We start from the raw sequence: 12,059 nt of genomic DNA, 5'->3' as shown, positions 1-12,059 counted from the left end.
ATCAGTGACCTCCTCTACGAAACTTTTTTACTTATCTGGCCGTTACCAAACTCATCAAGCACCCGGCTAACAATCACTCCCGGCTGGCCATCGTCTGACTTAAAAGGCTCTAGCTCAGCCACCAATGCAGCCGTCAGATGATGCTGACTACCGAGCAGACAAAGTAACTCACAGCGTGCAAGCCACTCCTTAGGAAAAGCCTTTAGCTGACCGTAAAGCCTCGATAAGTCATCATCAGCGGGGCTATCCGACCATATGTTCAACTGATCATAAATAGTCATTAACGCGACGTCCTCATCTTTCTGAGTACCGTTTGGTGTGCTTTCGGTTGATGGCTTGGAATACAACGGATAACGCTCACGATCAGCCGCACCGCCAGACACAGACGCGATCCGCTCCCCGATAGCCATATCGTAGCGCCCCCAAGACGGCTCAAACAGTACCTCACCCTGAGCGTTGTTCACCGTGCAATGTGAAAAGCTAAACAGAACATTCCTATGGTTGCGGCGCTCAATATGCTCCAGAACACCAGAAACTGTAATTCCAGATACAAAGTTTAGGCGAACAGCCCTGCCACGCTTTATGCCCTTTTCGGCCAGTTCGTCCACCGTATAATCTGACAGGCAGTGCGTAAGGTTCTGCACTTTTCCTATCGGTGAACCAAACCCCTCCGGATGCTCTTCAAGACCCTGCCCTTCAATCTCGCTTCCCCGATGTGAAAGCTGAGTGGGCCCTTGAGTAGACAGATAGATAGGGTTATCCATTGCATCGGTAAGGATATTATGCACTCTACCGCTAACCTGCAGGCCTGATGAATACTCAGCTGTGGCCACCGATTCTGAGGCAATTGCTTTGCGCAAGGCGGCCGAACCACCCTGGCGAAAGGCCATTCCCTGACTGAACTGATCCAGCACTTGAGAGAGATGGCGACAACTTGAGGTGACGAATAACTGAGGTTGCTGCGAGGTAATATCGTAGTCCGTGTTGATACAGTCTACCGTTAAAGGCACTTTGCGCACGCGCTGATCATCGAGGCAGCTAGCGCTTTCACCGAGTGACGACAACAATCCGGCTCCAAACAAATGATATTGCTCAGGCTTGCCCACCAAACCATATTCAACCGTCCACCAATGCAATCGGGATAGCAAGGCTGCTTCGGAAGGTTCACCCTTTTCGGCCAAGCTTTTCTCTAGCCGTTGCTCTGCATCTTTAATATCTGCGCTCGTCGCTGAAGGTGACTCCTTGACTATAGAAAGGTGTCGGATGGCTTCATAGACCTCGTAATCTGCCTTGGTTGCCAACGCTTTCATCCCTATCTCGCCAAATGACTGCAGATACTCAGCGTAGTCATCATCGACTATAAATGGAGCATGACCTGCTGCTTCGTGCACGATATCAGGGGCTGGCGTATACAACAGATGCTCGGCTGAGCGCATATCTTGCGCGATGGGCAAAATTCGTCGCGCCTGGAACTCCATGAAAATGGCAGGGGGAATAAATCCGTCGACCACGACAGCTGCCCAACCAAGCTGCGAAAGCTTTTCGTTCATCCCTTCGATCGTAGGGATACGATCTAACGTGATACCCGTCTTTTCCATACCTTCGAGATACACTGGGTGCGCCGACTGCGATAACTGCCGGGTCAACATCCGCATGAGAAATCGCCAGGCCGTATGATCTTTCGGTGAATACTGTGCGTAATCCTGTTCTTTGACAAAGAGGCGAAGGTGGGATGGCAAGTTATCAATCAGATTCTGATATGTCATTTGCGATACCTCCGCACTACAAGACAGCTACCAACGCTTCAACAAGCCGAGGTAGATTGTGTTGGTTTATTCCTGCGACGTTGATTCGGCTGGAATCGACCATATAGATGGCATGCTCTTTACGCAATCGAGTTACCGCATCAACCGGTAAGCCTAAGTAACAAAACATACCTAACCTGTCTTCCAGATAGGTAAAGTCGCGTTTGTTTGTCGCAGTACCCAATGACGCAGCCAGGGAGCTGCGTAACCCATTAATGCGTTCACGCATATCGCCCAGCTCTCTTTGCCAAAGGCTGGTGAGCTCGTTGCTGTGAAGAATGGTCTCAACCAGCGCACAACCATGGGCCGGAGGCATGGAATATACACCTCGTGCTATACTCCCCAAGTGAGAGGCAACAACTTTTGCTGTCGATGGTTTTTCTGTCACCGCTATGAGGGCACCGGCGCGCTCGCGATAGAGACCAAAATTCTTGGAAAACGACACCGCGATCAGCATTTCTGGAACGTTTTCCGCCATATGCCGTAATCCGGCAGCATCTTCATCAATACCCATCCCTAATCCGAGGTAGGCAATATCGATAAAAGGAACCAACTTTCGATTCGACACGAGCTCGGTCAGTGTATGCCATTGAGACAATGAAAGATCTGCCCCGGACGGGTTGTGACAACAACCATGGAGCAGAACCACATCGCCGGCGGAGGCCGTTGCAAGCGCTTTGCAGAGACCATCAAAATCTAGGGAATGTGTCGTAGAATCGTAGTATGGATATTCCTTGAGCCGCACACCCGCACTGCCCAATAGGTGAGCATGGTTGGCCCACGTAGGATTACCGATCCAAACCACAGCATCTGGCGCGCTGGTTGCGATCAGCCTTGCGCCAACATGAAGCGCGCCACTGCCACCGACACTCTGTAGAGTAGTGACTCGTCCAGATGCCAATACACTATTTTCGCTGCCTAGCACCAGCCGGGCCACTGCCGACTGAAAATGCGGCGTTCCACTGGGCGGAAGATAGGCTTTAGTCGCTTCCTGCTCGGTTAGCAAAGCAGTCGCTTCCCGCACTGCTTCCATAATCGGTGTTTCGCCACCCTCAGAGCGGTATACCCCAACGCCAAGATCAATTTTTTCGCCGCGCGAATCTTCGCGAAATTGCGCAGAAAGACCCAATATTGGGTCACCACGAAGTTCCGCCAGAGTGGAAAATACTGGCATCTCAGCTTCTCTCTACCGATTGTTCGATGGCGCCAAAAATCGTATTTCCCTCAGGATCGTGCATTTCTATCTTGATGCGATCACCGAATTTCATAAAAGCGGTTTTAGGTTGACCCTCGGCGAGTGTTTCTACCATTCGCACTTCAGCAATACAGGAGTAACCTGCGCCACCTGCATTCACTGGCTTACCCGGCCCGCCATCTAGCTTGTTTGAGACTGTGCCCGAGCCAATGATGGTGCCGGCACACAAGTTACGTGTTTTTGCCGCATGGGCTACCAACTCAGGAAAGCTAAAGGTCATATCAACCCCTGCATTGGGTTTGCCAAATGGTTCTCCATTAAGATAGCTGAGCAAAGGTAAAAGTACCTTACCATCACGCCATTGCTCACCCAGCTCGTCGGGTGTAACAGCTATCGGCGAAAAGGCACTGGAAGGTTTCGCGTGGAAAAAGCCAAAGCCCTTGGCAAGCTCTCCGGGTATCAGATTTCGAAGTGATACGTCATTCACCAGCATCAGCAATTTAATATGCGCCGCAGCATCTGCCGGCGCCACGCCGCAAGGTACATCATCGGTAACAACGGCTATTTCGGCCTCAAAATCGATGCCCCAGTCTTCAGAGGCCATGACAATAGGATCGGTAGGTGCGAGAAAGTCGTCGGACCCGCCTTGATACATGAGCGGATCTGTCCAGAAAGACTCCGGCATTTCTGCGCCCCTTGCCTTACGCACCAGCTCCACATGGTTTACGTAGGCTGAACCATCGGCCCACTGATACGCCCGAGGTAATGGCGAATCACAGTTTCCAATTTCAAATTCGCTGGCATCAAGTTGGTCTGCATTCAACTGCTCGTAAACTGTTTGCAACCGCGACTCTGCTTCCGACCAATTATCTATAGCCGACTGCATGGTTTGAGCTATATCGGGCACGGCAATACAGTGCTTTAGGTCTTTCGAAACAACAACCAGTTGGCCGTCGCGACCATGCTTTAAAGAAGCTAGTTTCATCTGTTACTCCGTTATTTGGCAGTAGACGAGGTTTGCCACGATTGCGCATAACCGGTCCATTCGCACTGCTGCGCAGACTCAGTGACAGTAAGCGCATCGCGTGTATCCACCATCACAGCAACCTCATCAGTTTCTTTATTGACGTGCTTTGCACCTTTGCGAAACGCGCCGGGGTGAGGCCCATGAGTAAAACCGTAAGGGTGATAGCTCGTCATACCTGGGTGAATATTGTCACGGCTAAAGAATTCGCCTCGGTGATAGAAGATAAATTCTTCAAAATCATCGTTACTGTGGAAAAAGGGCACTTTCAGTGCACCGGGGTCACTTTCAATGGGCCGCGGGCAAAAGGTGCAAACGACAAAGCGATCACTCAAAAAGGTTGTATGCGCCGATGGGGGCACATGATAGCGATGGCTCATCACCGGACGGATGTCACGCCAGTTAACTTTTACTACTGACAAATTCCCTTTCCAGCCAATGGCGTCTAACGGATTGAAAGGGAATGTAATACGGGATATCGCATCCAACCGCTTCACTTCAACCAAGGTTTCATTATCGTGTTGCTGCTCGAGAAACCGATCATCAATGACTGGGGTATCCAGTACCGCCGGATCAAAAATGGCATTAGGCCCCAGCATTCCCTTGTCAGGTAGCCGATAACTGCTATTAGTTGCTTCAATCATCAACAATCGAGTCGCGGCGCTCGGTTCTAATCGCCACAGTGTACCGCGCGGCAACAAAATGTAGTCGCCATCGCGATATGACAGATGTCCATAATCACAGAACAATCGACCCTCACCCGCATGCACGAACAGCAAATCGTCGCCATCGGCATTTCGGGCTAGCTGCTTCATTGGACTATCACACTGCCAGATACGTATCTGGCAATGGTGGTTTTTCAGCAATACCGGCGCAGTCCAGGGCGAACCACCTGTCTCTAGCTGATTAGTATCAAAAGCACGTGGACGTATAGAGCCTTCTATATGCGTCCACGATGTGGGCGGGTGACGGTGGTAAAAGTGTGTCGCCGGGCCGAAGAATCCTTCCTTTCCTACCTCTCGCTCAAACGTGCCCTCCGGCAAGTCGCAATGCGCTTGCCGTGAATAGGTACCCTGACCGAGAGAAAACGGTATCCACTGCTTCATTCCCCACCTCCCACCAATGACTTACGACGCAGCACTATCGGCGTCTGGCGCAGAAATCACTCCCCGGCGAATCTGATCAAGCTCAATCGACTCAAATAACGCCTGGAAGTTACCTTCACCAAAACCATCGTTGCCTTTGCGTTGGATGATTTCAAAAAAGATCGGCCCGATCACGTTGTTCGTGAATATTTGCATCAAGTATCCTCCGCCTTGGGCCTCACCACCATCGAGCAGAACTTTACGCTTGCGCAGTTCCTCTTCGTCTTCTGGGTGATCCGGCAGACGGGTCGACAGCTGTTCGTAGTAAGTATCTGGCGTATCTTGAAAGCTGATCCCGTTAGCGCGCAACTGGTCGACAGTTGCGTAAATGTCATCGGTATCCAGCGCTATATGCTGGATGCCCTCGCCATTGTATTCACGCAGGTATTCTTCTATCTGGGACTGATCGTCAGAGGATTCATTAATTGGTATCCGGATTTTACCGCAAGGGCTAGTCATTGCTTTGCTGACCAAGCCTGTTACTTTACCTTCAATGTCGAAGAATCGGATCTCACGGAAATTGAAGACCTTCTCGTAAAAGCCAGCCCACTTTTCCATATTCCCCTGGCGAACATTGTGCGTTAGATGATCAATGTGCAGCAGACCTGCAGATCGCTCGGCTTTGACATTCGGCAGCGGCAAAAAGTCGACATCATAAATTGAGTGATCCCCATAACGATCCACCAGGTACAGGCGGCTGCCGCCAATACCTTCTATAGCTGGGATATTCAGCTCCATTGGACCGACTTTTTCCTCAACCGGGGTCGCTCCCGCAGCGACAGCCTTCTTCAATGCTTCGGCAGCGTTGCGTACGCGAAAAGCCATGGCACAGGCGCAGGGTCCATGTTTGGCGGCAAATTGCTGTGCGAATGACTCGGGCTCCGCATTGATAATAAAGTTGATATCCCCCTGCCGGTGCAGCGTAATGTTTTTAGACCGATGATGGTGTGTCGCCGGGAATCCCATCTTGCTAAACAAAGACCGCAGCAGCTCGGGATCTGGTGCAGCGTATTCCACAAACTCAAAACCATCGGTACCCAGCGGGTTTTCAAACAGATCTGCCATTGCTTTTCTCCGGATCTCACAGTGCGTCTGGTGGTGGCCAGTACGTGGCCAATCAATTACAGCCATCTTATGCCCTGCAAACTGGAGAGATATTTCTTTCTATGCCCAAATCTGGGACTATTTAGGTGAATTTAACCCATTATGACTATTGGTTAGGAGGTATTAACCCATGAGCCTGGGTAGAAAAGAAAAAGACATCCTACGCATTCTCCAGCGCAATGGCCGGATCTCCAATGCCGACCTTGCCCAACAAGTGGGCCTTTCGGACTCGCCTTGCTTTCGGCGTGTCAAACAGCTTGAAGCGAATGGACTGATCAGCGGATATGCCGCCATCGTCGACCAACGCAAGCTCGGTCTCGAAGTGACAGCATTTGTGCAGGTAACCATGGAGAAACAAACCGACTCTGACACAGAGAAATTCATTGCCTGTGTCGAAGCCGAAGATCACATTGTGGAATGCTTTGCCACAAGTGGCTCACACGATTACCTAATGAAGGTGGTTGCTCGCAATATCGATCATTTCTCAGAGCTCACCATGCGAAGGATTCTAAAATATCCGGGTGTGAAAAATGTTGAATCGAGTTTTTCCTTGTTAGAAATCAAGAACAACCGGGTATTGCCGACGGATTAGGAAAAACAGGCCATATTCTGATGATCCCTACAGTGGTGGCGGTCAGACATTAGAATCAGCTCCGGTGGGCCACGCGAGTTTTAATACTCGCCGTATTGATATCAAAAGAAACATTTTTTCACCCTTGCTTTTCCCTGAAAGCGGGGTAGTCTTAGCCTATGAAAAATATTTTCTGCATGTTCACTTCCAATGCTGCGAGCACACAGGTTTCTTGTCCTGTCAGTGCCTTCCTCACTGTGGGCGGTTAAGTCGCTTTAGCTTAACCGCCACAAACCAAATCAACCATTGAACGCTTCGCGCAAGGTTAGCGCGGGGTTTTTACGCATTCGTCCGACGCAACTGCGTCGCGTGAGGGTTTCGCATGCCAATCGAAATGAATAAGGGACTAATTGTGTCCGAATCTGATTACCAAAAACTTTCCAAACTAGTGGAACGTAGTCGGTCAACCGCGACATATGATCTGGACGCTGAACTGGCCAAAGCAGACATCTGCCCGGACGTCTCGCTGCCTGAAACCGTAGTCGCTTTGTATGACAAGGTGATATTCCGCGATTTAAAAACCAACGCTGAGCGTACGGTAACCATCGTTTTGCCATGGGAGTCCAGTGTGCCCAAAATGCGCATCTCTATCCTGTCACCGGTCGGCACAGCTCTCATTGGCGAACCTCTCGGTGCCGTCATTAATTGGCCTCTGCTAAATGGTCGCTCTGCCCAACTAGAAATTGTAGGCATTAAACGCGACTCGAAGATTCGCAATGATGGATAACCTCAGTTTCTGGAGCTATCGGCAATTAAAGCAGTCACTTCGCAGAACAAACGCGACGCAAATCGCCAGGTAAACGAAAAATATACGTGCTGTTCAGCTATTATTAGGCCACTCCAACCTGGATAGCACAGTAAGGTATCTGGGTGTTGAGCTGGATGACGCGCTACAGCTAGCCGAGAATACCGAAATTGAACACTCCGGAATCTTCGGCTAGATGTGCTATATCAGCTCAATGGAGCTGAGTGAAGACCTCCGGATGTTGCTCTGCAATGCGCAACAATGCCACGGCAGGGCCTTGAGGCTCACGACGCCCCTGCTCCCAATCTTGCACCGTTCGCATACTGACACCGAGCAACCCGGCAAAGGCCGACTGCGATAGCTTGAGTTTCTTCCGAATGACTTGCGGCGGTGAAGGCTCTGACAACTCTGTCGTTTTTAACTCAAGCTCACCTTTTTTGTACTTCTGAATTTCTTTAATACCATCCAGAATTTCTGCACCGATATCTCGTTTACTCACTATCGATTGCCTCCGCTATTTGCTTCAGGACGTGCCCGGGTATCGTGGACTGCTCCGATTTTGAATATATCGTCAGCATCCATATTTCGTGATCGGGTCGCTTCCAATAGTAAATGACTCGAACGCCACCACTCTTGCCTTGTCCCTCAGGCGCCCAGCGAACTTTCCTGACCCCACCGGAGCCGCGAACGATATCCCCCGCTCCGGGCCTCTGCAGCAGAAATGCCTGCAAAGCCCGATACTCCTCGTCCGACAGGTAACTCGGGAGGAGCCTGGTGAAGTTGCTGGTTTCAATAAATATCATGCCCGATTATACGGCAATGCCGTATAATCGGCAAGCAGAGGGAAAACCTTCGGGAGCTCCTGGTTAAGCCGGATAAGCGGACATTTAGCTTCCCAAATTTAAGTCTGCTTACCGACTGAAGCCGCCACTCCTGCAGAAAACCGACGGTCCGCTTTGTATATGAAAATTGAGGGAGTAGAATTGCTGAACTATTCGACCCGCTCAACAATGATCGCCGGAGCCTGCCCGCCACCTGCGCACATGGTTACTAACCCACGCTTCAGACCACGTCGCTCCAACTCGTCAACCATGGTGCCAATCAGGATAGAGCCCGTTGCGCCAATGGGATGTCCCAGCGCCATAGCACCGCCATTAACATTGACTTTGTCCCGATCGAGATTCAAATCACGAATGAATTTTTCGGCAACTACAGCAAACGCTTCGTTAATTTCGAAAAGGTCAATGTCTTCCAGCTTAAGGCCGGCTTTTGCCAATACCTTTTTAGCCGCCGGCACAGGAGCATTGAGCATCAGGGTCGGGCAGTCTCCCATATTCGCCATGGCGATTATTTTCGCACGCGGTTTCCACCCCTGTTTCTTCGCGTAGCTTGGTGAGCTCAATAAGAGCGCCGCCGCACCATCGACAACACCGGAAGAATTACCCGCATGATGCACATTAACGATATCGAGATCAGGGTACTTTTGGAGCACAAGCGAACGGAAAGTGGCGCCTGTTTCATCGAACGCGTAATCCATCATCGGCGCGAAAGATGGCTTGAGTTCTGCAAGGCCTTCCAATGTCGTTTGCGGGCGAGGAAATTCTTCGTGATCCAGCGCCAATGACCCGTCGTCGTTATATACCGGCACGAGCGCCCTATCAAAGTAGCCTTTCTTAATAGCATTATCGGCGCGTTTTTGACTTTCTAGTGCCAATGCATCCAAATCACTGCGCGAAATTCCCTCAAGGCTCGCGATAGCATCTGCACAGATACCTTGGTGCGTTTGCGGGTGCAACGCACGCAAGTGCATATTGCCGTTATCCATGGTGTAAGACGCTGTGCCATTTTCCGGGTCGCCAAATCGAGACATCATTTCGGTACCGCCGGCGATCACACAATCTTCCATGCCAGACATCAAGGAAGCTGCAGCAAAGTTCACGGAACTAATGCCCGAACCGCAAAAGCGGTCCATCGTGATTCCGCTGGCCTTAACGTCATAGCCTGCATCCAGCGCTGCCATGCGACCGAGATCGCCGCCTTGAAGGCCGCGTTGCATGCTTGTGGCCCAAATAACGTCATCTATCTCGGCAGTATTTATACTGTTGCGCTCGGCAATCGCTTTTAACACCGTGGAGGCAAGCCGCTGAGGATGAATATGGCTCAACGCGCCCTTGCCCTTTTTGCCAATCCCACGTGGAGTGCGACATGCATCGATAATCCATGCTTCGCTCATCAATTAGTCCTCTCTGAAAAAAATGGATGCTTTTTTGCTACACCTAACGGAGTTGCTAACCCCGCAGGCGATAGCAGCGGCAATTAATAGCTAATAGCCCGTTACTTTGGTGGCATACGGATACCACCATCCATCCGAATCACTTCCGCATTCATATAGGGGTTCGTGATGCATTCCATCACCGTAAACGCCAGCTCTTCACCGTAACCAAGGCGTTTCGGAAATAATACCGACTTACCCAAGTTGGCTTTAAAAGCTTCAGCCGCCTCACCTTCACCGTAGATAGGCGTGTTAATTAGACCCGGAGCTACGGTATTCACGCGAATCCCCACAGAGCTTAGATCGCGCGCGATCGGCAAGGTCATACCTACGATGCCACCTTTTGAAGCTGAATAGGCCGCCTGTCCGATCTGCCCATCAAAAGCAGCAACAGAGGCCATATTAACAATGGCTCCGCGACTGCCATCCTCATCCATCGGCTCAGTTTTGGCCATCGCTGCTGCCGCTCTGCTTAATACATTAAAGGTGCCTATCAGGTTAACCTGTATTACAAAGCTGAACCCATCAAGATCCATTGGGTCATTGTTGCGGTCAATCGTGCGCGCAGGTAAACCCAGCCCCGCCGAGTTCACACAGGCCCGCAACGGGCCCAGCTCACATGCCGCTGCCACGGCCGCATCAGCATCTTCGGTTTTGGTGACATCACACTTCACGAAGACACCACCAATCTCTTTGGCAACCTGGCTACCGCGCTCTTCATTCAAGTCGGCGATCACCACCTTAGATCCCGCCTCTGCGAGCTGCCGCGCTGTGGCCTCGCCAATTCCCGAAGCTCCACCCGTCACTATGGCTGAGCTTCCCTGAAGATTTACTCTAGGCATAATCATTCTCCCTTCTGTCGTATTTTGCTTTTAATTGGGTATATTGAACCAACATCGTATTCGCGGCAGTCTAGGGCTGCCAATTCACAGCTTTATAATGTCATTAGCGCTGATAAATTATGTGTCTGCCGGTGTCAGCGTGCACATACACTGGATTGCACAGCATCTTATAGCCGTAACCGCCATGCAACTTCAAGTACAGGTGATGACGTTTTCGATACTGCTGTTACTGAACGTGCCGCAGACGGGGAAATGACCCGTTTCATGGTAGGCTATGTAAGATTGCAAAAGCATAGTCGAACTCAACAAAGCAATGAATGCCACCCTAACGCCAAACGCTCAATGGACCGTCAACAGCACCAGCATCAACGGCGTAGTGCAGGCTGCCCGGGCGCTTGGAGCTCCGGTCGACGACCTGCTCGAAGAAGCAGGATTGCGTCTTAAGCAGCTGGCTGAGCCCGAAGCAAGGCACAGTGTGGCGGCGCTGTACAATTTCTATCAGGCTGCAGCAAGCCAAACGACGGAAGATATTGGCCTGCACGCCGGACGTATTCAGTACATCAACCGCCTGAACCTTCAGTTATACACCACCCAGGTTTGTGCTACGTTCCGGGACTATCTAAACCTGATGCCCAGTGTACTTCGCTTTGCCGGTGATCTCGGTGAAGTAAAAATTCGACGAAACGGACAAGCTATCTGCCTTGACTGGATCCCGCTCTGGCAACCCCATGCCGGCTGGCGCTACCAGTCCGATGAAATGCTGTCGGTCTCCGCCCAAATCGTGAACTCTCTGTGTGTAAAGCCTATCCTTCCACTGGAGGCCCACTTCACCTATCCAGAACCGGCAGATTCCACACTTATACAGCGCCTGCTCGGCCCCAACCTGAAATTTGATCAGCCGGTCAGCTGCCTGCACTTTGAGCGAGAAAGCCTGGATTATCCCCTCATCCAACTTGATGCTGATTGGGGACGCAGTATTGGGCAAACCACTCAGCACTTGTTTACGCCTGATAGCCGGGAGCAGATACTGCAAGATCTGCGCGGTACCCTCATTCGACTGCTGCCCGCCGGCGGCGTAACGCTTGACAAAACCGCCAAAGCCCAAGGTATCTCTCGTCGCACCTTGCAGCGACGTCTCGCCGAATGTGGCACGCAGTTCGCTCAGGTACTGCAAAATCTGAGAAACGAACTCGCCATCCAATACCTTGGCGATGAAAGACTCAGCATCACTGATATTGCCTTTCTACTTGGGTATTCCGAGCACAGCTCCTTTTCATCAGCCTTCAAACAGCAAAT

At 51.1% G+C, this 12,059-nt stretch carries 11 protein-coding genes and 1 pseudogene; 4 read left to right on the top strand and 8 right to left on the bottom strand.

Annotation, left to right across the window (positions count from 1 at the left end):
• Positions 1-14: 14 nt before the first annotated feature.
• From ABYP39_RS05915 to hppD, 5 genes are read right to left on the bottom strand one after another with little or no spacing between them, the layout of a single operon-like run.
• A complete protein-coding gene (locus ABYP39_RS05915) occupies positions 15-1,766 on the bottom strand; it encodes an aromatic amino acid hydroxylase (protein ID WP_372781563.1) in 1,752 nt (583 codons plus the stop codon).
• 16 nt (positions 1,767-1,782) lie between these two features.
• Entirely contained in the window at positions 1,783-2,979 is a 1,197-nt protein-coding gene (locus tag ABYP39_RS05910; RefSeq protein ID WP_372781561.1) for an aromatic amino acid transaminase, read from the bottom strand.
• Between the two features lies 1 nt (position 2,980).
• Entirely contained in the window at positions 2,981-3,985 is a 1,005-nt protein-coding gene (locus ABYP39_RS05905; RefSeq protein ID WP_372781559.1) for a fumarylacetoacetate hydrolase family protein, read from the bottom strand.
• An 11-nt stretch (positions 3,986-3,996) separates the two neighbouring features.
• Complete coding sequence (locus ABYP39_RS05900) at positions 3,997-5,130, bottom strand: homogentisate 1,2-dioxygenase (RefSeq protein WP_372759621.1); 1,134 nt, start codon at positions 5,128-5,130, stop codon at positions 3,997-3,999.
• Positions 5,131-5,151: 21 nt separating this feature from the next.
• Positions 5,152-6,234 (bottom strand): 4-hydroxyphenylpyruvate dioxygenase, encoded by a 1,083-nt coding sequence (gene hppD / locus ABYP39_RS05895; RefSeq protein ID WP_372764036.1) that lies wholly within the window; start codon positions 6,232-6,234, stop codon positions 5,152-5,154.
• Positions 6,235-6,403: 169 nt separating this feature from the next.
• Here hppD and ABYP39_RS05890 point away from each other — a divergent pair, with 169 nt between their 5' ends.
• The 3 genes and pseudogenes from ABYP39_RS05890 to ABYP39_RS05880 form a co-directional block, all read left to right on the top strand.
• Positions 6,404-6,865 (top strand): Lrp/AsnC family transcriptional regulator, encoded by a 462-nt coding sequence (locus tag ABYP39_RS05890; RefSeq protein WP_372781557.1) that lies wholly within the window; start codon positions 6,404-6,406, stop codon positions 6,863-6,865.
• 391 nt (positions 6,866-7,256) lie between these two features.
• Entirely contained in the window at positions 7,257-7,631 is a 375-nt protein-coding gene (locus ABYP39_RS05885) for a GreA/GreB family elongation factor (protein ID WP_372760458.1), read from the top strand.
• A 34-nt stretch (positions 7,632-7,665) separates the two neighbouring features.
• Positions 7,666-7,845, top strand: a pseudogene (locus ABYP39_RS05880) (tyrosine-type recombinase/integrase); the annotation flags it as partial.
• A 15-nt stretch (positions 7,846-7,860) separates the two neighbouring features.
• Here the strand turns inward: ABYP39_RS05880 and ABYP39_RS05875 are convergent.
• The 3 genes from ABYP39_RS05875 to ABYP39_RS05865 all read right to left on the bottom strand — a co-directional run bounded on the left by ABYP39_RS05875 (position 7,861) and on the right by ABYP39_RS05865 (position 10,763).
• Positions 7,861-8,148: a helix-turn-helix domain-containing protein gene (locus tag ABYP39_RS05875; protein WP_372781555.1), complete on the bottom strand. Its 288-nt coding sequence runs from the start codon at positions 8,146-8,148 to the stop codon at positions 7,861-7,863.
• Between the two features lie 492 nt (positions 8,149-8,640).
• Positions 8,641-9,882, bottom strand: coding sequence for an acetyl-CoA C-acetyltransferase (locus ABYP39_RS05870; protein ID WP_372781553.1), 1,242 nt, complete (start codon positions 9,880-9,882; stop codon positions 8,641-8,643).
• Between the two features lie 101 nt (positions 9,883-9,983).
• A complete protein-coding gene (locus ABYP39_RS05865) occupies positions 9,984-10,763 on the bottom strand; it encodes an SDR family NAD(P)-dependent oxidoreductase (RefSeq protein WP_372781551.1) in 780 nt (259 codons plus the stop codon).
• A gap of 313 nt (positions 10,764-11,076) precedes the next feature.
• On the opposite strand from ABYP39_RS05865, the gene ABYP39_RS05860 reads away from it, so the two are divergent.
• Positions 11,077-12,059: AraC family transcriptional regulator ligand-binding domain-containing protein (locus tag ABYP39_RS05860; protein ID WP_372781549.1), on the top strand; the 983-nt coding region annotated here is incomplete at its 3' end.

It is taken from the genome of Litorivivens sp. (assembly GCF_041625495.1).
Lineage (GTDB): Bacteria > Pseudomonadota > Gammaproteobacteria > Pseudomonadales > Spongiibacteraceae > Litorivivens.
This window is presented reverse-complemented; position numbering and strand designations above follow the sequence as displayed.